Source organism: Chitinivibrio alkaliphilus ACht1, from assembly GCF_000474745.1.
In the GTDB taxonomy this organism is placed as follows: domain Bacteria; phylum Fibrobacterota; class Chitinivibrionia; order Chitinivibrionales; family Chitinivibrionaceae; genus Chitinivibrio; species Chitinivibrio alkaliphilus.
Window position 1 is genome coordinate 24,010 of the sequence record NZ_ASJR01000014.1, and the last position, 22,581, is coordinate 46,590.

Genomic DNA, 22,581 nt, shown 5'->3' on the forward strand with positions numbered 1-22,581 from the left:
ATGATCTCATCTTTTTTTTGCCCGAACATTAAAAATAAGCGAGGTCCTTTGTGGTTAAAGGCTATGTAATACTCGAAGACGGAACTGTCTATAAGGGGAAGTCCTTCGGGGCAGAGGGAGAAGCCCTGGGAGAAGTTGTATTTAATACGAGCTTGACCGGTTATCAGGAAATTATTACGGATCCTTCCTATAATCGTCAAGCCGTTGTTATGACCTATCCGCAAATAGGAAATTATGGGGTAAATAGGGAAGATGTTGAGTCTGACCGAGTGCATGTTGAAGGGCTTATTGTACGGGAGGCCTGTGCATACCCGTCTAATTTTACCGCAGTAATGTCTCTTGGAGAGTATTTACGACAAGAGGGCGTTGTGGGGATAGAGAAGGTTGATACGCGGAGTTTAACACGACATATTCGAGAAGCTGGTTCTATGAAGGCTGTGCTATATGCAGGTACAAAAGAGCCTGACGTGGCCGCCCTTGCCAAAAAGGCGCATGAGTGGGAAGGGTTAAGTGGGGTTGATTCAGTACGTGAGGTTACCTGCTCAGAGCCCTATGTATTTACTGGAACCCCCGAACGACCAGTTCCACAGGATGGAAAATACAATGTTGTGGCCATTGACTACGGAGTGAAAAGCAATATTCTACGTATGTTAAGCCGGGCTGGATGCCGAGTGACTGTGGTTCCTGCGCAGACAACGGCAACGGAAATTCTTGCCATGAATCCCCATGGAGTGTTTCTTTCAAATGGCCCCGGAGATCCCTCTGCTGTAACGTACGCACACACCACCATTCGAGAATTAATTGGGACGGTGCCTCTCTTTGGAATTTGTCTTGGACATCAATTATTGACGATCGCTTACGGGGGAGCGGCGTATAAATTGAAGTTCGGTCATCACGGCGGAAATCATCCGATACAAAACAGAACCACCGGTTCTGTAGAGATAACAGCTCAAAATCACTGTTACTGCACGGATATGAACAGCCTGTCTCACACCACTGTTGAAGAGACCCACGTAAATCTTAATGATGAGACCTGTGCTGGAATTAGGGATCGCAAAAACCGTGTCTTGGCAGTACAATATCACCCTGAAGCTTCCCCGGGGCCCCATGATTCGGCGTATCTTTTCCGTGAGTTCATAGACATGATTAACGATTATATTTCAGAAAAAAATAAGGGGTTTACAGAATGCCAAAGCGTACGGATATACACAAAATAATGATAATCGGAAGTGGCCCCATTGTGATTGGGCAAGCCTGCGAATTTGATTATTCTGGTGCACAGGCTTGTAAGGCCTTAAAGCAGGAAGGGTATGAGGTAATTTTGGTTAACTCAAACCCGGCGACAATTATGACAGATCCTGATATGGCTGATAAAACCTATATTGAGCCGGTTACTCCTGCCTGTGTTGAAAAAATAATTAAGAAAGAGCGCCCCGATGCACTCCTGCCTACCCTTGGGGGGCAGACCGGGCTGAACACAGCCATGGCCTGTGCTGAACGGGGCGTTTTGGATCGATATGACGTCGAGCTGATTGGGGCAGATATTGATGTCATTCGCCGTGCTGAAGATCGGAGTGAATTTAAGGCAGCCATGGAGCGTATTGGTCTTGATATGCCCAAATCTGCCTTTGCCTATAACCTTGATGAGGCGTGGGAGATTGCTGAAAAGTTCGGGTTTCCCTGTATTGTTCGTCCCAGTTTTACCATGGGTGGTACCGGTGGTGGTATTGTCAATAACAAAGAAGAGTTTGAAACGGTTGTTGCAAGTGGCTTGCGTAACTCTCCCATCAGTGAAGTACTGATTGATGAATCCATCCTTGGGTGGAAAGAGTATGAGCTTGAAGTGATGCGGGATGCCCATGATAATGTGGTTATCGTTTGTTCCATTGAAAATATTGATCCCATGGGTATTCACACAGGAGATTCTATCACGGTAGCTCCGGCCCAAACCTTGACAGATAGACAGTATCAACACATGCGGGATGCTGCCTTGGCAATTATTCGTGAGATTGGGGTGGAAACCGGTGGATCCAATGTGCAATTTGCCGTGAATCCGGAAAACGGTCGACTTATTGTTATTGAGATGAACCCTCGTGTGAGTAGGAGTTCCGCCTTGGCATCAAAAGCAACGGGCTTTCCCATTGCCAAGTTTGCTGCCATGCTCTCCGTGGGCTACACCCTTGATGAAATACAGAATGATATTACACGGGAAACGCCGGCCTGTTTTGAACCATCCATCGATTATGTGGTAACCAAGGCACCTCGTTTTGCCTTTGAGAAATTTCCTGAAGCCGATGCAAGCCTTGGGGTACAAATGAAAGCGGTGGGGGAAACCATGGCCATCGGTCGTACCTTTAAAGAGTCCTTACAAAAGGCACTTCGCGGCTTAGAAACAGGCCATGTTGGGTTTGAAGCGGCATCCATGCACGCGCTTTCCCCCGAGGATATTCGCCTGGCCCTGAAGCGACTCGATGCAGATAGAATCTTCTATATTCGTGCTGCCCTTGATGCAAAGATATCCGTTGAAGAAATATATGAAATTACCATGGTTGATCCATGGTTTCTGCGTAATATGGCTGACATTGTTACCTTTGAAGAGAAGATACAGCCTTCTGTGCTAGATGCATCAGTGGAAACGCAGAAAGAGATGATCATGGAAGCCAAGCAGATGGGCTTTTCTGATACCCAATTGGCACGGATGTTCCAATTTTCCGACGAAGCAGCCTTTCGTGCCTACCGAAAAGATCTCGGTATTTCTGCAGTGTATAAACTTGTTGACACCTGTGCGGCTGAGTTTGAGGCGTATACCCCCTACTACTACTCAACCTACGAAGAAGAAAACGAGGGCTCACGCAGTAACCGAAAGAAAATTGTCATTCTCGGGGGTGGGCCAAACCGTATTGGACAGGGGATTGAGTTTGATTATTGTTGTTGTCAAGCATCCTATGCCATGGAAGAGTTGGGGTATGAATCAATCATGGTTAATTCAAATCCTGAGACTGTCTCTACGGATTATGACACCTCGGATAAACTCTATTTTGAGCCCCTTACCTTTGAAGATGTAATGAATATTATTGATGCTGAAGAACCGGACGGCGTTGTGGTGCAGTTTGGTGGGCAGACTCCGCTCAATCTTGCAGCACGGCTGAAAGAGGCTGGTACCCCTATTATCGGTACTTCTGTTGAGTCTATTGACCGTGCCGAAGATCGTGACGGCTTTGGTAATTTATGCAAAAAACTCGGGGTGCGTCAGCCGCCGAACGGCATGGCGGAAACGCCTGAGGAAGCAGCGGAAATTGCTGGACGAATTGGGTTTCCTGTGTTGCTTCGTCCCTCCTTTGTTCTTGGTGGACGGGGTATGCGTATTGTATACTCCTTTGAAGAGCTTGAGCAGTTTATTCATGAAGCAAAACGGGCAGGGGAAGATCGTCCCGTACTGATTGATAAATTTGTGGGAGACTCCATTGAGATTGATGTCGATGCCGTATCTGATGGTACGGACTGTATTGTGTGTGGTGTCATGGAACATATTGAGGAAGCGGGGGTTCATTCCGGTGATTCTGCCTGTGTTCTTCCTCCCCATACGCTTTCCCGAAAAATTGTGGCTGAAATATCCCAGATTACCAAAAATATTGCACGGGAACTTTCTGTGGTGGGGTTACTGAATATTCAGTTTGCCGTAGACGGAAATGATGTGTACATTCTTGAAGTAAACCCACGAGCTTCGCGGACTGTTCCCTTTGTGAGCAAAGCCACGGGAGTTCCCTGGGCAAAAATTGCAGCGAAGGTTATGACAGGAATTCCCCTGGCAAATCTTCCTGAAGCGGTGAATCCTCCCATGGATTATTTTGCTGTGAAAGAGGCGGTTCTTCCTTTTAATAAATTTCCTGGAGCGGAAATTATACTTGGCCCTGAGATGAAGTCTACGGGGGAAGTAATGGGAATTGACCGGGATTTTGGCAGTGCGTACGCCAAGGCTCAGGAGGCTGCATATAATGAGCTTCCCGCCAGTGGAAAAGTCTTTATTTCTGTACGGGACAGTATGCGTCGAAATATTACATTCATGGTGAAAAAACTCTATGAATTGGGCTTTTCTATTTATGCAACAGAGGGAACTGCTAAGGCACTCCTGAGCAGTGCAGTGCCCACCATGGAAGTTGCAAAGATTGGTGAGGGAAAACCGGATGTGGTTGATCTTATTAAGGCAAATACCTTTGACTTGGTAATTAATATTCCGGAAGGACAAAAGGCATTGAAAGATTCCAAGCCAATTCGCAGTGCTGCTGTGACCCATGGGGTAACCTATGTTACCACTATTGAAGGTGCTCAGGCGGCGGTTGCAGGGATGGATTCCCTTGATAAGAAAGACTATACGGTAAAACCAATTCAAGAGTATGGACGAGCCTATAAGCGTATCATGGAAGGATTGGGTAAGCCGAGCTTACAGGATAGTCTTTTCGACTAAGGCTTGTCTCTCCAGACTCTATAAAGGACATCCGTGCGGGTGTCCTTTCTTTTATAAGCCAAGAGAACGATCATCAAGAACCCGGTCTTCTATTTCTTTTTTCAGTGCAACCGATGATGCTGAAAGGAGATAGTCAAAGCGCTCATCCGGTGCGGAAATATCAATGGAAAATATGATTTGCGTTTCGGGATACGTCCATTTCGCATAGCCCCGTGTGATGATTCGTTTATAGTATTCAGAGGCGTTGTATCGCAAATTCCATCGTTCTTGACTAATATAGTTATCTGTTCGAGCAAACATGTTTCGTGGATCTATTCCTTTGAATACCGGTTGCCTTCTTCCATATCTCCGTTTCAGAAGCGTGTAAATATCATTGACAAAAGTGAGTGTTTGTGTCCGAATTTCCCGATAGTACTCATCCACGGATATAAAGACATTAAAGTTGAAATCGTACTCTGCCAAATGTGAGAAATCAAAGTGTACGGTGGCTTGAAAAAATTGGTCTTCGTAGAAATAAAAGTTAGTTACTGCGGTATATCCACCAATCTCCTGATTTCGTTGGAACACCTCTATTTCAGGAGTGTTTGGAAAGAGGGGTGTTTCCGTATTTTCCCAGCCTTCTCCCAGGGCAGTGGCAGAAATCTCATCCGGACCGGTTCCCCACTCAAATTCTTGAAACCCCTGAGGCGCTTGGGCCCAGAGAAGAATGGGGATACAGAGGAGGAATATAGTTATTTTCATGGTGATACATCTCCTTTATACCCGTATCGGCATTATTCAGAAGCTTCTGTATGATTTCCCATAAGAAAGGTAACCCCCCCGGCAAGAGAGCAGAGTATTGCTACAATGGATGCTAAGAGCTCCATAATTGTTGCAGAGGAGGGAAAGCCTGCTGCCATGAAGAGCTTACCACCAAATACTTCCTTAACTCCAAAGGGGAGGGGGACCACCATAACGAGTGATATAATGGGGATAATAATAAAAAAGTAGGGAAGTCGATCATGGCTATACATTCCCAGCGCCGCAGCACACAGGATGTGTACCACAATACGGAGTGTTTGAATCGAAAAAGAGTATATTGCAACTTTGCCGAGTATGGAACGCTCACCTCGGTTTTTCCGATTGATAAAGGTTGTTTCGAGGAGCGAGTGAATCTTATCGGCATAGGGGAGCCATTTCAGTTTTTTGATACTGCCTTTTGTTTTTTCTTGCAGCCGTCGTGACAGAAGTGTTGCAAAAATAACGGCAAAGATTGTTGAAAAGAGGAATAGAACCGCCATGGCTGAATACGGTGGTAATCCTCGTTGAATATTGCTTACCAAGAGGATTGTTCCTCCCATGAGAGCAAATATATTTATTACTACCAGGCCGAAAAATCTATCGAGAAACGTAGAGGCAAAGGCGTGGGTTCCTGAATCTCCTCCTAAATGTAGAGCTGTTACTTTATAGGCATCGCCTCCTACCACGCCGAACATGAAATTATAGAAAAATAAGCCCGTCGTATATATTTGCAATGCCTTGAGTGGGGAGATTTCTATGTTCTTCATCTTGAGAAGTTCACGCCACTGTTGCGAGCCCAGTATCATGCTACACCCAAAGACCCCCACGGCTCCTAAAAAAAAGCCCCGATGTGCTTCCGTAATTTCTTGCACGATCGTATCCCACCCCACGGTATATACAATATAGAGAATAACCGTCAGGGTAATGGCGAGTTTGAACAGAAAGAACAGTCCGTTTTTCATGGATACCTTTCAGATAAAGAGTCGCCGCACGGGCTTTGGGTAAAATATATAAGGAGGGGCAGTAAGATGTTAAAAATAGTTCTCACTCGTGGCAGCCCATGGATGAAATGGTTTATGTATCCTGTGCAGAAATTGGTGCGGGAGAGAAATATTGTAAAAATATTGTAATCGAATTGTAAAACTATTGTATATTTCCTCTCTGAATTTTATAAGGAGCCCTTGTGATACGTCATATGATCCTCTTGTTCTCTCTCCTATCGTTACTTTCCACTGTATCTGTCTTTGCTGGTGATGGGGAGAATCTCTCCTCCGAAACAGCTATGGAAACCCTTCCTGAAGCGGCAGCTGAACATGATTTTATGAATGAATTAGAAGGTATTACCCCCTTCACCGAAGCAATACTCGCGCTTCCCATGGTCTTTTTTATTGTGGGCGGTCTTGCCATATTCCTGTTGGGAATGAACTACATGTCTTCGGGGCTCCAAACGATTGCAGGGTCACGACTGCGCAGTATCATTGCGACCTTGACCAATAATCGGTTTTCCGCGGTTCTTGTGGGGTTTGTTGTCACGGTTATTGTGCAATCAAGTAGTATTACCACGGTAATGACCGTCGGGTTTGTGAATAGCGGGCTCATGGTCTTACGTCAAGCCCTTGGTATTATATTCGGTTCGAATATTGGTACCACCCTCACCGGATGGATTATTGCCCTGAATGTGGGGCGCTTTGGTCTTCCTATTCTGGGGATTGCGACCTTTTTCTATCTGTTTTCAAAGCGAGACAGCATAAAATATACGGCCCTTGCCTTTTTAGGGATTGGGATGGTCTTTTTCGGGTTGCAACTCATGACCCATGGGTTTCGTCCCTTTGCAAACTCGCGGGAATTTGAAGCGCTCTTTCTTATTTTTAACACTGATACCTATTTGAGCATGCTTATGTGTGTACTTCTCGGTGCATTCCTCACGGTATCTGTCCAATCGTCCTCAGCCACCATGGGGATCACCATTGCCCTTTCTGTAACGGGGGCAATTCCCTTTGAGACAGCGGCAGCCCTCGTGTTGGGAGAAAATATCGGAACAACCATTACGGCCTTTCTTGCCTCTCTTACCACAGGGGCAAATGCGAAGCGGGCCGCCTATGGACACATTATCTTTAATGTGGTGGGGGTTCTGTGGATTACCAGTATATTCCCCTTTTATATCTCATTTATTGAAAGTCTCTTTGAACGATTCAGCGACACCCTGCAGCTGGTGTATGGAAATGGTGATACGGGGGGAGCAATTGCAGTGAAAATTGCCATGGTGCATACCGTTTTTAATACGGTGAATACCCTGGTGTTTATTCCTCTTCTTGGCCCTCTTGAACGACTCTTATTTAAGCTTGTCCCGCAAGATGAAGAGCAGGGGTTTCATATTACGGAACTTCAAACGTTAAAAATGCATGAATCTCCCACCCTTGCCCTTGCAGAAACAAGTATGGAAATTCGCGGAGTGGCAGAGCAGGTTTCCCGTGCCGGAGCAGCCTTGGAGACATATCTAACAGAACGAGATTCTGCGCGGGAGAAAGCAAAAAATACGGTTTTTGAAATTGAAGAGAAGGTCGATTTATATCAAAAAGAACTCTCTGATTTTCTGGTGGAGCAGCTCTCTACAAAAGAACTCTCCCATGATGTGGTACAGGCGATTCAGAACCAATTTCGTGTTATTGACGATTATGAGAGTATTAGTGATTATTATGTGACGGCCCTGAAGCGGCTTATTAAAATAGAAAAGAAAAAGTTATTTCTTGATGAAGATGAGCGTGAAGAGATTTTACGTCTTCATCGTCGGGTCGGTTCTGTGCTTGATTCTCTGCGTACCTATTCGTGTCATGAAGGGTGCGAGAAGAAGGGCGAATTATTGGCAGAGCTTGAGAATATTCGCTACATGATTAAGGACATTCGTAAGAATAACCTCAATGCCTTGAAAAATAGAAACCGTGATGAGAATGTCTTTATCTCACTTACCTTTGCGGATATTCTTACGGCGTATAAAAAGATCAACAACCACTTTCTTAGTATTCTTGAATTGGCAGAATAAGGTATTCCCCCGGAAGCGTCTCTTCTGGGGGGCGATCGAATAGCTAAGATCCCCGTTTCAATACGTAAAAAAATATAGCGAATCTACCTCGCTCCCCGTCTTTTGACTGGGAGCGTCTCACTGTTTCATGTAGCAGAGCCAGAAAGCCCAAGAGATGCATTCCCCTTAGAACACTGGAAAGAGTTGCAAGAAAAAATGATGCCCTCGTGTTTCCACAAGGCGGCGGCAGAGCGTAAAACTGGAGCCTCGTCGAGCACGAGAAGGGGTCAGAGCGTAAAACTGGAGCCTCGTCGAGCAACGAGCCCTGAGTGTCTATATTAAGTGAGACAATATTCTATATTAATTTTATTACCTATCGGGGCAGAAAAACAGGAGATCAAAAGTGGAAAGAAAGAATTATGAGAGATCATCGACATCGTCTGGTGTTGCTGGGAAAACGAGTAAGTCAACGGAAGTGCTTCCGGACAGCTCCCGAAAAACGAAGCGTCCTTCTAAGACAGTGGCCTATAAGTTATCAGTATTATCTGCAATAGCGAAACTAAAGAAGGATGACCCCACGCAAATCGGTGCGTACCTGCGTTCAGAGGGGCTTTTTTCAAAAACAGTTGAAAGGTGGCAACAAGAGCAGGAACAAGGTCTTTTAAATAAGCATCGTGCGGGAAATTATTACGAAACGAGATAGAAAACTTGAAAAAAGAAGGAGGGAAAGAAAAAAAGCGAGACAGTTGCGTAAAAAGAATATTTTAAGGGTTACCCCAGCGGGCTGAAGGTCCGTATAGACTAATTAAGGAATGAGGGTCGATCTTTGGATTTCCGCTGAACCAGTACAGTTCATTGATTATTAAAATGATAAGCGAAAGTGATGATATTACTCGTGGAATGGCTTGGGATACCTCAATAAATATTAAAGAAGTGTATGATGTTTTTGATGCTTTGGGTGTTGAAAATCCTGAGAAACTTTTGAGAATGTGTTTGCACGAACTGGAAAATTCAGGGTTAATCTATACGCTCTCTGATGCCTCTACTGCAATGGGTTATGATACTTTTGGTCCGACCAATGAGTTCTTTTATCAAACAGATGAATTTTGTCAAAATTGGACACCATCAAAAGATGCGCTCGAACTAATAAAGATTGCAGATGAAATGCCAAATAGGACTTGCGATAATAGTGTTGCTTGTAAAAAATTAAATTGGCCTATTCGCCGTATGAATTCAGCTCTAAAATTCTTAGAATCAGGATATGCCATCGAAGAACTATCCAATTATGCAGGTATGTCACAATTTTTTGATATAAGCTATACATTAACAGATGAAGCAGATTTTTTATTGGAAAATGAAGTATAAAAAAGAATTAACAAATGCCTTGGCGATGAGTCACACCACTAAGGTGACCTGCCCTATTACACAAAAAATGTCACATGTTCTACCTGAAGGGGGTCAGGTCAGAGCGTGCAATCTCATTAACTCTCCCAATAATTTCTTACACACTTAATAATGGAGCATGTCCTGGAGGACACACTCCATAATTTTAGTCAGCAAGGACCAGTTCTTCAAAGGAAACAAGGGCCTTTCGCACCCCTACGGTAACCCCTGTGGTCGCAATGGTAGCATCTTCACCTGCCGGATCCTCCAGGGTATCAATCCCCTCAATACCCAGACCAACAAATGTCTCCAGAAATTCATCCTGTCTGAAGGTGCGGTCCCGTTCACGCGCCCGCTGGATATAGATTGTGTTTATGGTGTGGGTGGTATCCATACCAAAGACAAACTCTATGGCGCCAAATTCTCCGCGCTGGGTCACCGCCTGAGTATATCCGATAACCACACCGTCGCGATTAAGCATTTCGTAGTACTGATACTCCTCACGCTGTCCGGGAAGTATCTCTTCTCCCGTTCGCTCCTCAATACGATCCCGCTTTTCCGCAGAAAGGGGGAGTGCCACGGTGCGATAATCCCGTGCATCGGGAAAGAGGCGGGACATGGTGCGTTCCGGGTTTCGCCAGACGCAGACATAGACCTGTTCAGCCGTAAGGGGCTTAGCGAACAGTAGAAAAAGAACGATAGAGCTGCAATACCATACTGTGGGTATCTTCGTGATATGTTTCATATTCATATCCTCCGCGAAAGGTTAAGGTTCGTATGGGCAGGGAAATTCCCGTATAGATGCTTCCCCCCTTTTCATCATGGGGAAGAAAGGCCGCCTGTCCTGCCGTTTCAATAGTCAGCCGTGGCAAAAGAGCGTACTCTGCATTGGCAAAAACATGCTGCTCCCAGGATGCGTCATATCTCTTGACCACCCCTTCAAAACGAACAAGCCCCCGACCATAATAGAGGGTATTGTCAAGTCCTATGGCGGTCTGTTCCTCCTCATGGACATGGCCCATTCCGTGGCCGTGAGCGCTGACGGCAACCGTCCCGTGGGAGAGGGAGAGTCCCACCACAAGATCTCCCGTGATGAAGGGGGTGATTCCCACACGGGCGGTAAGAAGCCCGGGGCCGGGAAACTCTTCAATATCCGCCATGCCGTATCCCTGGGTCAGGGCGATGCCGTAGTCTGCCATGCCAATAACCCCATCAAGGAGAATGCCGTTATCCGCCGTATTAAGGCGACTACCCCGGTAGGGCGACGCATAGGGCATTCGTTCGGGACTCCAATCGGTGAGAAGCCCCCAGGGGAGGGGCACCCTTCCCACCGAGACGTTCCATTTTCCCATGGGGCCCTTTATCTGGCCATAGGCTTGATGGAGCATAAACTCAGAGAGATTATTATGGAGCTCCGCCTGGGCAAAGAAAATAAAACGATCACCCCGGCTGTCCGAAATCACTTTCCGCAGGGATCCCCCCAGGGCGTTTATTTCCCCGGTGAGATCCTCATCACTTTCCCACCGTCCCCGCAAATCCTCTTCAAGATCAATAAAGAGGGTCCCAAAGGAGAGGGACACTGCACAGAGGAGGAGGGTGATACTATGAAATAATTTTACCGTCTTCAAGGGATACCACCTTTCCGCACCGTTTGGCCAGCTCTGTATTATGGGTTACCATAATAACGGCGATACCCCCTGAATTGAGATCTTCAAAGAGCTCTATGACCGCTTCGGCATTTTTTGTGTCAAGATTTCCCGTCGGTTCATCGGCAAGGATAACCTTCGGATCGTTTACGAGACTTCTGGCCACTGCCACCCGCTGCATTTCTCCACCGGAAAGCTCCCGGGGAAGATGCTTCATGCGATGCCCAAGGCCAACCCGTCGGAGTATTTCCGCAATTTCCTCTTCCTCTTTTTTATGATGCGAAAAGAGGAGGGGCAGGGCAACATTCTGCTGTACTGTGAGGGTGGGAATAAGAAAAAACTGCTGGAAGACAAAGCCGATGGTGGAGCGGCGGATCTCTCCGAGGACGGCCTCACTGCCCGCCTCCACTTCCTGATTTTCCACAAAGACCCGTCCCGCCGTGGGGTGATCCATACAGCCGGCCACATTGAGCAGGGTAGTTTTCCCGGAGCCCGATGGGCCGCAAATAGCTGTGTATTCACCGGCGGCAATGGAGAGGCTGATTCCATCAAGGGCGTGTACTTCCTCAATTCCCCGTTTGTATATTTTGGTAACCCCGTCAAGGGTGATAATATTACTCATTTCTCAAGACCTCCATGGGAACAATAGACGACGCTTTCAGGGCCGGATAGAGGGCGCATAACAGCCCCGTTGACACAGACAGAACAAGGGAGAGCAGGACAATGTCAAGGCCCGGCGATACGATGGATCCGGCGGGAACATAGGCCACCAGAAGGGTGCGCAGAAAGGATCCCGCAATGGGAGTTATGACAAGTCCAAGAATGATTCCCGCCAGGGCTCCTGCCAGGCAGATAAGCAGGGTCTCAGCCGTAATAAGCTTCAGAATATCAGATCTGCGTGCTCCCACACATTTCAGATAGGCTATTTCACGTTTGCGCTCCATTACTGCCATGAGCATGGTGTTGATAATGCCGAAGACAGAAACACCGAAGGCAACCCCCACCATGACAAACATGATGGTGCGTGTGGCGGCAAAAAAACCAAGGATACCATCGCTGAGCTCCTTGGCACCAAGGACGTAATATCCTTCAGGGAGTTGTCCGCGCAGTTCAAGGCTTATCTCCTGCAGGCGGTCGATATCATGCAACTTCAAGGCGATTGCAGAAAGACGTCCTTCACGGTTAATCATTTTCTGAGCTGTCTCCAGGGGCAGAAAAAAGATACCATCATCCTGGGAGTAACTTCGTTCAAGGATCCCCGTGACGGTGAACACCATGTCAAAGGGTTCTGAATAGATTTGATCTCCCACGGAGACATTTTCAATTTGCGCCATGTCTGCCCCAAGAATAACGGATTTTTCATCCTCAAACCATCCACCTTCTTCAAGGGTCCAGTCGGGACGAAGCCCATGTATGGCGTCGGTGATGCCCATGAAAATATCTGTCCGGGAGCCATCGGGGAGGGTTTCGGCAAAGAGCTTGAAGGGGAGTATGGCCGATACTCCCTCGGTCTCTTCCACCATGGGGATAATCTCTTCCTCCACATAGAGGGGGCTTAATCCGCCTTGAGCTATGACAGAGGAGGCCTCAATGGGACATCCCTCCTTTGTGAGATAGAGGTGGACCCCCGTATTTTCCACAAGATCCCGCTGGACCGATTCCTGATAGCCCCGGTCAACGGAGAGTACCACCACAAGGGTGGCCGCCGCCACCATGACGCTGAGCGCCGTCAGAAAGGCGCGCATGGTGCTGCGGCGGATGTTGTTGAGGGCAAGATGAAGAATATTCATGACTGCCCTCCCCGGAGGAGTTCAAGGCCCGTGGCGGTGAGTACGGTCTGACCAGAACCGGCATGTATCTGTGCGGTCACACGCAGGCGCTGTCCCGGCTGCATGCGGGGCGCCTTCGTATCACCTTCCATATACACCGTAACAGCCTGTCCGCGTTCGGTATAGGTAAAATCACACCGGGAGGAACACAGGGCCGACATGGTTCCTTCCAGCACCACGGTCTCACCGTGAAATTCGGCGGGGTTTTCGAGTATTTCCGCCAGGGGAGTAGCTTGTACATCCTCATCGGCGGGAGTTCCCGTTGTTTTTGAATCGGAGCAGGCCCCAAGAATAACGGCGATACACATCAGAGTAAATACGAGAATTTGGTTTTTCATTTTTCGTTCCTTTTTAAAGTTTTTGGGTAGATAATACAGCAAATGCATTTGCATTTGTGGTGTTACTTTAAAAAAGAGGTATCAACAGAGGAGACGTACGGTTTTGAGCTTTCGCGTGGAGGCGAATTCCTTTGCACACTTCGCTTCGGAAGAGATGGAGCGAAATAGGGGGGGCATTTTCAAAATAGATACGGGTATGATTCCCGCTTCTGTATGCGTATGAACGGATATTTCAAATGTGGGAATAGAAGACACGGTGATGAGTGGCTGTTGGTGTGTCTCATGAAACGCGCAATTTTTGCAGTGCTCTCCATCAGTGCAAGTATCACAACAGTTGAGAGGATTCTCCTCGTGATGCGTATCTACACAGGAGAGGTCTTCCATATTGTGCACATGCAGGCAGTGCTCCGGGGAAAGGCCGAAGAGTCCTGCTGAAAGCAGGAGTACGAAGAGTATTGTTCTGTGCAGTACGACGTGCTTCATATCTATCTCCTTCTATAAAGATATACTTTTGTTTGGGTGAATGCAAAAAAATAGTATTCCCTAACTCTTTTCTCCGCAGGAGCGAGAGTAGCCGCACAGGTTCTGAAGCTTATAGCCCAAGTCGTTTTGAGAAAAAGGGGAGACCGTAATGTTTCGAAAAATAGCGGAGGGCATAGCTCTTCAAAAGAGGGTGAAGAGCCTATGCTTGTGGGCGTTTAATGGACGGGGGAGTTCTGTGCTGGAAACCACCTTCGGGTCCCATTGGCAATTTTCACCAGGGTCAGCATGAGGGGTACTTCCACCAAAATCCCCACCACCGTGGCAAGGGCGGCACCGGATTGCAGACCAAAAAGGGATATGGCCACGGCCACGGCAAGTTCAAAGAAATTGCTGGCACCGATAAGCCCCGCCGGGGCGGCGATAGTGTGGGGGAGTTTCCATACCCATGCCCAGCCATAGGCAACAAAAAATATACAGAAGGTTTGAATAATAAGCGGTACGGCAATAAGCACGATATGCAGGGGATTATTCAAAATAACCTCACCCTGAAATGAAAAGAGAATAATCAGGGTCAAAAGAAGGCCGATAATGGGAATACGGTCAAATTTTTTCAAAAAAACCTTTTCAAAATAATCTGCACCTTTTTTTTGTATGACAATCTTGCGTGAGGCATAGCCTGCAGAGAGCGGTACAAGAATAAAAAGCATAACCGACAGAAGGAGTGTGTCATAGGGGACAAGGACGTCACTTACCCCGAGAAGAATCATCACAATGGGTGCAAAGGCCACAAGGAGTATCAGATTATTAATAGAGACCTGTACCAGGGTGTAGGCGGGGTTTCCCTTTGTCAGATGACTCCAGACAAACACCATGGCCGTGCAGGGGGCTGCTCCAAGAAGCACCGCTCCGGCAATATACTCTGTGGCAAGATCATCGGGGATAAGCCCGCCAAAGATCACACGGAGAAAAAGCCAGGCAAAAAAGAACATTGTGAAGGGTTTGATGAGCCAGTTGGTGGAACAGGTTACAATAAGCCCCCTTGGCATTTTCAGGGCGTTTACCACGCTGGCAAAGTCAATTTTCAGCATCATAGGGTAAATCATCATCCAGATAAGCACCGCAACGGGAATCGATACCTGCGCATATTCCCATTGACTGAGTGTCTCCGGTATGAGGGGGAAAAACTGCCCGAGAAATACACCGGCCACAATGCATATGATCACCCAAAGGGTAAGATAGCGTTCAAAAAATCCAAGGGGACTGTTGTTTTGTGTACTCATTGGTTCTCCTTAGGGCATTTTTTGAGAAATATCTGTTTTTGATGAATCAGGAAGAATGCCCGTAATGGCCGTGGTAATAATCAAAAATACCGTGGATCCTGCCAGGGCAGCACTGACCCCACCCCACTGAAAAAGTATTCCCGATAAGAATGTTCCCGTGAGGCGGCCCCCCGCATTTGCCATATAGTAAAACCCCACATTTGTTGCGGCGGTATCTCCATGGGCAAAGGCAAGGACAAGGTAGGAATGTACACTTGAGTTTACCGCAAAGGCTGCGCCGAAGAGAAACAGTCCGGCGATGATGATTATCTCAGGATGTGGTACGGTATGGAAGAGGAGCGTAATTGCCCCCATAACAGCGGTAAGAATACAGGAGATTGTCATGGTGGTTGTTTTTCCGGGAGCCCTTTTTGTTTTTCTTCCCAAGAGAGCGGGGGCTCCGGCCTGAACACCTCCATAGATAATTACCCAGACTGCCATGAAAGTGCCCACCTGACTATGGGTCCACCCCAAGGTGCGGGAGAAATAGATTGGTATGGCTACGACAAACCATATATCACGGGCGGCAAAGAGAAATACCCGGGCTGCTGAGAGAATTTTGATGTTTTTCTGCTGTCTAAAGAGTCCCTGAAATGGTTTCGGCTGCGCAGGGGCACCAATTCTGGGGGGGAGAAACAAAAGAGATCCCCCCAGGGATACAAGGATAAGCAGCGCCAGAATAATCAGGGCGTTGGAGAAGCCGAAATACTGCAGGAGAAATCCCCCCACAAAAAAACCGGCCCCTTTTACGGCATTTTTTGACCCCGTAAGAACGGCGACCCACTTAAAAAGCAGGGCATTCTTCTGCTGGGGGATCAGGTATTTTATGGCGGTTTTGGAACTCATTTTTGTCAAATCCTTTGCAATGCCTGAGAGGGACTGCATGGTCATAACAAAGGGTATTGCAACAGCGGCAGGCCAGTCATGATTCAAAAAACTGAGCCCAATGAGAGCAACCGGCTGAATGGACAAGCCCCAGATTAATGGAGCCTTCAGTCCGTATTTTTGCCCAAACCACCCGCCAAAAAGGTTGGTAAGCATTCCAAAGAATTCATAGAGAAGAAAGAGGAATGCCAGGGTCACCGGAGAATATCCAAGACGGTGAAAATAGAGGAGGATAAGCATTCTGATGGCACCATCAGTAAGCATGAAAGACCAGTATGCTCCGGTGACAACGGCGTAGGATTTTATACTGTTCATAGGGCCTGTGCCACTTTCCTGCAAAGGTCTGACATACGGTGTACATACCCTGTCTCATTATCATACCACGCAAGAATTTTTACCTGGCGCTTGTCAACCACCATGGTGGATTGTGCATCAATAATGGCAGATCTGGTGTCGTTGGTATAATCCACAGATACAAGGGGGCGTTCTTCATATCCCAGAATACCCGCAAGGGTTGTGGTGGAAGCTTCCTTAAAAAGGGCATTTACTTCCTCTGCCGTTGTGTCCCGTTCCACTTCAAAAACACAATCTGTAAGGGATGCGTTGAGGAGGGGAACCCGAACGGCCAGGCCGTTTAATTTTCCCGTAAGTTCAGGATAAATCATGGTAATGGCCGTGGCAGAACCGGTGGTGGTTGGTATTAAGGAGGAGCCGCATGCCCGTGCCCGGCGAAGATCCTTGTGGGGGGCATCAACAATGCGCTGTGTGTTTGTAATATTGTGAATTGTGGTGATACTGCCGTGTGCAATGCCGATATTTTCCTGCAGTACCTTCACCACAGGAGCAAGGCAGTTTGTTGTGCATGATGCGGCGGTGAGAAGTTTTTTGTCGGGCCTATAGAGTGAATCGTTTACACCGTATACGATATTACAGGCTCCTTTTTTGACGGGGGCTGATACAATAACCGTATCGGCTCCGTTTTTGAAATATGGTACAAGCTCCTCTTCCTTCCGAAAGGCACCGCTGCACTCCACCACGATATCAATATCGGGAAGGGGGACAGCGGCGGGAGTTTTTTCCTGTGTATGTAGAATTTCCCTGTTGGCAATACAGAGGGACTTTTCTGTATGTGTTACGGGAACATCCCAGGTTCCGTGAATGGAGTCAAAGGTAAGAAGATGTGCAAGGCCGGCCGTATCCCCCATGGGTTCGTTTATTGCGACAATCTCGAAGGATGGGTCTCCATGGGCCGCACGAAAAAAGAGGCGTCCCATTCTTCCAAATCCATTAATCAGTACTCGTTTTTTCATAGATATTTCCTTTTTTACAGTGTTACGAACAGGCGACTTTCTTCACCATGGCTCTGTCTTGTCCTATCTGAGGCTCCTTTTCAAGGGTCGAAGCGACCCATATGAGTACGGGATGGGCTTTCATGGGTTCAGGGATATGATAGAGCATCCACCGCCCCTTTTTTTCTCCTTGCACAAGACCTGTTTCCATGAGGAGAGCCATGTGATTTGATACGGTTGCTCCGGAAACATTGAGCATTGCTCGGATATGGTAGGCACAGAGGGGCTCTTCTGTGAGTAAGGCCCCGAGAATCCGCAGGCGGTTTTTATCAGAAAGAGCTTTAAACAGGGTTGCACAGGTATCCATGGTAGTCACACTTTCATAGTTATCTAAATAGCTAACTATAATATAAAAAGGGAAAAAGAGAGGGGGGATGGCTTTTTTATTTTTACACAATTCTAATATTTACGAACCTTGGTTGTTCAGTGCATACAAAGAGAGGAGTACTCAGAACGTTCTTTGGACAAGTAGTATGACAAGACAAGGTGATATGAGAACGGGTTCCCCGTGGGGAACCCGTGAAAAAAAAGTTTCGGTAGGTGTTCTCTTTGGTTTGGTGGGAGGGGTATAACAAGGAGAACTGTGTACCGAAACTTTATGTACCGGTAATATATACCCACAACATCAACTATTTGTTCTTTTTCGTAAAAATAAGAGGATAAGTGTAGACATGAGGTCCACACGCTATGAGGAGTGTTGGAGCTTTCGAAATTCTCCCATAACCTGTGCAATATTAATCGGTTTTGGGAACACGGCGTTGATCCCGGCTTCAGTAGATACTTCTTCAATTATTTCTGTTGTTGAAGCTGATATGCCAATAATAGGTGTGGGGCTACTGCCCTTTTGTTGTTCGATATGGCGTATTTTTTTTGCCGCTTCAAGACCAGACATGCGTGGCATTTGTATATCCATGAGGACAAGGTCAAAGGACGATTTTTCAAAGAGACTCACCGCTTCAGCACCATCCATGGCTATTTCTGTGCTGATATTATTCTTTTCCAGAAAATGCTTAATATAAATCTGGTTGACCCGGTTGTCTTCGGCAAGGAGCACATGTATACTTTTTTCAAGGAGGGGGGTGTCCTGCAGTGCCCTTGGTATTTCTGAGGCCTTTTCCTTTGATGGGGATTCTGTTTTTTTCTGCTCTACCCTACACGGAAGGGTAAGGGAAAAGCAGCTGCCTTCTCCCTCCGTACTTGTAACAGTGATAGTGCCCTGGAGTACCTGTGCAAGCTGCTGTGAGATGGCTAAGCCGAGCCCTGTGCCTTGATGCTCCTTTGTGTAATGAGTATCAACCTGCTCAAAAACTTCAAATATGGTAGTAAGATGTTCCTCTTTTATGCCGATGCCCGTATCTATGACGTTAAAACAGAGTCCTTCTGAAGTGGGTGTGCAGTGGAGGGTAACAGTTCCGCGGGGCGTGTATTTAATGGCGTTAGAGATAAGATTAATTAAGATTTGTCTCAGTTTCAGGGCATCTGAATAGATGCAAAGGGGAAGATCGGCAGAAAGATCATGACACAGGGTCAGGGATTTATCTTCAGGAATGGTTTGCTTCATTGTGTAGAAAAGGGATTCGAGAAAGGGACGAAGAAGAAAGAACTTTTCTTTTCGTGTGTATTTATTCGATTCAATTTTTGAGTAGTAGAGAATATTATTCACCATGGCAAGAAGATTTTTCGAAGAGTCAAGTATGTGTAGTACGTTCTCCCGTACATACGAGGGAGGATTCTGGGACAGCATCATTTGACTCATACCAATCACACCACTAATGGGTGTTTTTATCTCGTGGGACATATTGGCAAGAAACTCAGCCTTAATATTGCGAGATTTTTCCGCCTGTTCTTTTTCAGCTGCAAGTTGGGAATTCATGGAGCGAATTCGTTCTAGCCCACGAAAGAGTACCTCTAAATAGATCAGGGAGAAGAGTGGAAAAACAATATTGGAGATAATGCCGTTGATAAGCATATCCTGTTCCATGGGGGACGTTGCATTTGCGTAGGCGGTAAGTATGGAGGTTAGAGAGATTGCTGTTTTTATCCCGAGGGCTGTGTATGTAACAACCCGCGTGGTAACGAGGGGAAAGAAGAATATAAAGAAGATTGATATGTTATTGAGTGAATTCGGTAAGCGATCAAAAGTAAGTATGGTTGTGCGGATACTAAGAAAAAGCAGTAAATACCCCCCGATAAGAATGATCGGTGTATTAAAGCGGCTTTTTCTAAATTTTCCCACCATAGAAACTCCCGTGACAAGGTTCTGCTCTAAATATACATATATAATAGGGAATAGTCTGGCCTTTTCATGAATAATTTTGAAGTGTTGATAATAAATGGTGTCTTTTGACTCCTCTGTTTCAGCGGGTTTCTTCTTTTGTTGTTTTGTATAGGGGGGTTTGGTTTATTTGAGTGTTGATACGTTCATCAACGGTAAAAGAGAAAAAAAGAAGAAAAAAACAACGGAAGAGTAAAATCAGTGTATATTGTGAGTATGAAAAGTTGTTATTGGTGGGAAACAACCTTTTTGGTGGGAGGGATGGCCACTCAGAAGCATGGGTGGCCATTACTTTAGTATATGAGGGGTATGGATGGTTTCGGTATTTGAATATTTAGATTACCGCAAATTTCTCAAAGAGTTTTATGAGGAATCAAAAAAGTCGAACCCCTATTTTTCGTATCGCTATATTGGCAAACGTCTTGAGGTTGATCCAGGATATTTAGTCAAGGTGTTTCAAGGAAAGTATCATTTAACCTTGGAAAAGACACCTCTTGTACGGCGTCTCTGCGGCTTTTCTGCCAAAGAGGAAGCATATTTTTCCACACTTATTCAATTTAATAAAGCAAAAAATGATCAGGATGTTAAAGTATACTTTGAGAAACTTCTTTCCTATAAAGAAGTGGGGGCCACCAGCATTGTGCCAAACCAGTATCGGTTTTATACGCGGTGGTACTATTCTGCAATACGGGGGCTTCTCGGGTACTATGAGTTTGACGGTGACTATGCGAAATTGGGTAAAATGTTAAGCCCGTGTATTTCTGCTCGAGAGGCAAAAGAAGGGGTAGAGCTTCTTCTTGAACTTGGTTTTCTGGAGCAGGATGAAGCGGGGGTGTATCGCTTGCGTGATGCTAATATTACCACGGGCGAAGAGTGGCGATCTATTGCTGTACGTGAATTTCAGCAGGAGACCATTGCCTTGGCTGGAGAGTCCTTAACTCGCCATGATAAAAAAGATCGGGATATCTCAACCCTTACGGTAGCTCTTTCCCGCGGAGAGCTTGATGTTGTGCGGGATATTATTCGTGAATTTCGTTCTTCAGTGGTTCAGTATGTAGACTCCGTTGAGTCTCCCGACTCTGTATATCAGTTAAACATTCAGCTTATACCTATGACAGAGCAGGGAGGGAAGTAATGCGGCATATTTTTGGGGTATGTATACTACTGCTTTTGATATCCTGTTCTCTTGATATGGCCGGGGGGAATACCTCGGAAACAACAAACGGTAGAGTTGCCGTAGTAGATGCTGGGGGAGACCCCGTGGCTCATGCAGAGGTGGCCTTGCGAAGAAGTTCTTACACTCCGATTTCGGATCCTCAGGGGCATCAGGTCATCCGTGCCAAAACCAACGAAAGAGGCTTTGCCGATTTTGCAGAAATTCTTCCCGGTGAATACACTCTCACCTCACGAAGTGACGCGGGAGATCGGGGGCTGCGTTCTTCCATCCTCTTTACGGTGGAAGAGGAGGCGCAAGCCGTTGTTCGTCTTGATCGTCCCGGAAGTCTCTATTTGGATATATCTTCGGACTATGTAGACGACTCCGGGGTTGTGTATATTGCGGGGACTTCCTATGCGGAAAGAGTTCAGTCTTCTCGCGATGGCGCAGTACGAACGGTTCGTTTTGACTCTCTTCCTTCGGGAGTTCTTCCTCCGCTCTGGTATAGCTCTGAACAGGCTGAAACACCACAGCTTCTTCTTCGTGGAGTGGAAATTATGCCTGACGAAGAAACCGCCTTGTTTCTTGACACGGTGGATGCAATCCGCCCCCTGTGGGAGTTCTCCTTTACCTCACGGGTGAGTAGAGATGTTATTGCGGGATTTTCCGGTGACTCCGCTGAATTTGCTCAAAATATACGCACAAAATTACACCGTGCTGAAGATGTTTTTAATATGGATCAGCTTTTTGACGGAGAGTTTCGTTTTATCTTAGATACGGTGCTACTCTTTACTGAAGGTAGTACTTTTGATACCCTTGGGCATGGCTCTGACTACTTTATTGACTATCATCTGGAAGATCCTGGAGTACGTACGGTAGATCGTTTGATTGCCCTGCGGGGCATTGTTTCCTATGGAGATTCTCCAGATAGATTCTTTTCTGAGGAGTTTATCGAGGGGAGTATTTCCTTGTTAGCGCAGCTTCGGGGGGCCTATCCCCTTTCGTCAGAGAATATTTCGAAGGAGAAAAATCGCGTATACAGCAATGTTGAGTTTTATCATGATGAGACCACGTACGTTGATGCACCTTTTTCAGCAAACAGATGGCATGAGGTGAATTTTTACGGAATAAACAGTAACGGTGCCCGTGTGGGAGGAGAGCGTGATTTTCTCACGCGAGCTATTCCTGAACGAGTCTCTCTTACGGTGCGACGAAATGGTGATGGGACTCCGATCTCAGGGGCAACTGTGGAAGTTTTTCCTCTTCGCTATCTCGATGGGGTATTGGAAAACCGTGTGGTTTTTTCTGGAGAGTCAAATTCGGATGGAGTGGTATCCTTTTCCGGAGATGTTTATACAGAAGACGGTGAAATTGCGTATACGAATTTGTTTTTACGCTGCACCGTTGATGATCAGGTTTTTCTTCGTGTGCTTCCTCTATCCCATGCGCTTACCCAATATTTGCAGGAAGGAAGTAGCGATTTTACGAGCACAATCTTTCTTGATATTCCCCTTGAATAAAATGAGGGGCATCCCTGCTTCCTGAAAAAAATATATATTCTACCCCATGCTCCCATAGCTCAGGAGGATAGAGCACAGGTTTCCTAAACCTGGTGTCGCGTGTTCGAATCGCGCTGGGAGCACCATTGTTTCTG

Annotated in this window: 20 protein-coding genes and 1 tRNA gene; 8 read left to right on the forward strand and 13 right to left on the reverse strand. The window is 46.5% G+C overall.

From position 1 onward, the window contains the following. The first annotated feature begins 50 nt into the window (after positions 1 to 50). Together carA and carB are read left to right on the forward strand one after the other, a co-directional pair. A complete protein-coding gene (carA, locus tag CALK_RS07895; RefSeq protein WP_022637153.1) occupies positions 51 to 1,217 on the forward strand; it encodes a glutamine-hydrolyzing carbamoyl-phosphate synthase small subunit in 1,167 nt (388 codons plus the stop codon). After that, on the forward strand, positions 1,187 to 4,465 hold the full coding sequence (gene carB / locus CALK_RS07900) for a carbamoyl-phosphate synthase large subunit (RefSeq protein ID WP_022637154.1): 3,279 nt from the start codon (positions 1,187 to 1,189) through the stop codon (positions 4,463 to 4,465). Before carA ends, carB begins: the two co-directional genes overlap by 31 nt. Positions 4,466 to 4,516: 51 nt before the next feature. On the opposite strand, the gene CALK_RS07905 is transcribed toward carB, so the two are convergent. Beyond that, positions 4,517 to 5,206: a hypothetical protein gene (locus CALK_RS07905; RefSeq protein WP_022637155.1), complete on the reverse strand. Its 690-nt coding sequence runs from the start codon at positions 5,204 to 5,206 to the stop codon at positions 4,517 to 4,519. A 32-nt stretch (positions 5,207 to 5,238) separates the two neighbouring features. Further along, positions 5,239 to 6,207, reverse strand: a complete 969-nt coding sequence (locus tag CALK_RS07910) for a lysylphosphatidylglycerol synthase transmembrane domain-containing protein (protein WP_022637156.1) — start codon at positions 6,205 to 6,207, stop codon at positions 5,239 to 5,241. 221 nt (positions 6,208 to 6,428) lie between these two features. On the opposite strand from CALK_RS07910, the gene CALK_RS07915 reads away from it, so the two are divergent. The 3 genes from CALK_RS07915 to CALK_RS07925 all read left to right on the forward strand — a co-directional run bounded on the left by CALK_RS07915 (position 6,429) and on the right by CALK_RS07925 (position 9,629). Then, positions 6,429 to 8,285 (forward strand): Na/Pi cotransporter family protein, encoded by a 1,857-nt coding sequence (locus CALK_RS07915; protein WP_022637157.1) that lies wholly within the window; start codon positions 6,429 to 6,431, stop codon positions 8,283 to 8,285. Between the two features lie 382 nt (positions 8,286 to 8,667). Continuing rightward, complete coding sequence (locus CALK_RS07920) at positions 8,668 to 8,967, forward strand: hypothetical protein (protein ID WP_022637158.1); 300 nt, start codon at positions 8,668 to 8,670, stop codon at positions 8,965 to 8,967. Between the two features lie 164 nt (positions 8,968 to 9,131). Beyond that, complete coding sequence (locus CALK_RS07925) at positions 9,132 to 9,629, forward strand: hypothetical protein (RefSeq protein WP_022637159.1); 498 nt, start codon at positions 9,132 to 9,134, stop codon at positions 9,627 to 9,629. A gap of 184 nt (positions 9,630 to 9,813) precedes the next feature. Here CALK_RS07925 and CALK_RS07930 read toward each other — a convergent pair whose 3' ends face one another. From CALK_RS07930 to CALK_RS07980, 11 genes are all read right to left on the reverse strand, one after another. Continuing rightward, positions 9,814 to 10,392 (reverse strand): hypothetical protein, encoded by a 579-nt coding sequence (locus CALK_RS07930; RefSeq protein WP_155851832.1) that lies wholly within the window; start codon positions 10,390 to 10,392, stop codon positions 9,814 to 9,816. Next, positions 10,322 to 11,275, reverse strand: a complete 954-nt coding sequence (locus CALK_RS07935; protein WP_022637161.1) for a hypothetical protein — start codon at positions 11,273 to 11,275, stop codon at positions 10,322 to 10,324. The genes CALK_RS07930 and CALK_RS07935 overlap by 71 nt, the downstream gene beginning before the upstream one ends. Then, positions 11,250 to 11,915 (reverse strand): ABC transporter ATP-binding protein, encoded by a 666-nt coding sequence (locus CALK_RS07940; RefSeq protein WP_022637162.1) that lies wholly within the window; start codon positions 11,913 to 11,915, stop codon positions 11,250 to 11,252. The genes CALK_RS07935 and CALK_RS07940 overlap by 26 nt, the downstream gene beginning before the upstream one ends. Beyond that, complete coding sequence (locus CALK_RS07945) at positions 11,908 to 13,083, reverse strand: ABC transporter permease (protein ID WP_022637163.1); 1,176 nt, start codon at positions 13,081 to 13,083, stop codon at positions 11,908 to 11,910. The genes CALK_RS07940 and CALK_RS07945 overlap by 8 nt, the downstream gene beginning before the upstream one ends. Then, positions 13,080 to 13,460 (reverse strand): hypothetical protein, encoded by a 381-nt coding sequence (locus tag CALK_RS07950; protein WP_022637164.1) that lies wholly within the window; start codon positions 13,458 to 13,460, stop codon positions 13,080 to 13,082. The genes CALK_RS07945 and CALK_RS07950 overlap by 4 nt, the downstream gene beginning before the upstream one ends. An 81-nt stretch (positions 13,461 to 13,541) precedes the next feature. After that, on the reverse strand, positions 13,542 to 13,943 hold the full coding sequence (locus CALK_RS07955; RefSeq protein ID WP_022637165.1) for a hypothetical protein: 402 nt from the start codon (positions 13,941 to 13,943) through the stop codon (positions 13,542 to 13,544). 215 nt (positions 13,944 to 14,158) lie between these two features. Continuing rightward, a complete protein-coding gene (arsB, locus tag CALK_RS07960) occupies positions 14,159 to 15,223 on the reverse strand; it encodes an ACR3 family arsenite efflux transporter (protein ID WP_022637166.1) in 1,065 nt (354 codons plus the stop codon). A 9-nt stretch (positions 15,224 to 15,232) separates the two neighbouring features. Beyond that, a complete protein-coding gene (arsJ, locus tag CALK_RS07965; RefSeq protein WP_022637167.1) occupies positions 15,233 to 16,462 on the reverse strand; it encodes an organoarsenical effux MFS transporter ArsJ in 1,230 nt (409 codons plus the stop codon). Then, positions 16,459 to 17,457: an ArsJ-associated glyceraldehyde-3-phosphate dehydrogenase gene (locus tag CALK_RS07970; RefSeq protein ID WP_022637168.1), complete on the reverse strand. Its 999-nt coding sequence runs from the start codon at positions 17,455 to 17,457 to the stop codon at positions 16,459 to 16,461. The genes arsJ and CALK_RS07970 overlap by 4 nt, the downstream gene beginning before the upstream one ends. A gap of 22 nt (positions 17,458 to 17,479) precedes the next feature. Further along, positions 17,480 to 17,803 carry an ArsR/SmtB family transcription factor gene (locus CALK_RS07975; protein ID WP_155851833.1) on the reverse strand — a complete coding sequence of 108 codons (324 nt, stop codon included), beginning with the start codon at positions 17,801 to 17,803 and terminating at the stop codon, positions 17,480 to 17,482. 378 nt (positions 17,804 to 18,181) lie between these two features. Next, positions 18,182 to 19,735 (reverse strand): hybrid sensor histidine kinase/response regulator, encoded by a 1,554-nt coding sequence (locus CALK_RS07980; protein ID WP_022637170.1) that lies wholly within the window; start codon positions 19,733 to 19,735, stop codon positions 18,182 to 18,184. A gap of 349 nt (positions 19,736 to 20,084) precedes the next feature. Between CALK_RS07980 and CALK_RS07990 the strand changes: the two genes are divergently transcribed. From CALK_RS07990 to CALK_RS08000, 3 genes are all read left to right on the forward strand, one after another. Beyond that, on the forward strand, positions 20,085 to 20,906 hold the full coding sequence (locus tag CALK_RS07990) for a TIGR02147 family protein (protein ID WP_022637172.1): 822 nt from the start codon (positions 20,085 to 20,087) through the stop codon (positions 20,904 to 20,906). After that, positions 20,906 to 22,447, forward strand: coding sequence for a carboxypeptidase-like regulatory domain-containing protein (locus CALK_RS07995; RefSeq protein ID WP_022637173.1), 1,542 nt, complete (start codon positions 20,906 to 20,908; stop codon positions 22,445 to 22,447). The genes CALK_RS07990 and CALK_RS07995 overlap by 1 nt, the downstream gene beginning before the upstream one ends. A gap of 48 nt (positions 22,448 to 22,495) precedes the next feature. Next, positions 22,496 to 22,572 (forward strand) — tRNA-Arg (locus tag CALK_RS08000). Positions 22,573 to 22,581 lie beyond the last annotated feature (9 nt).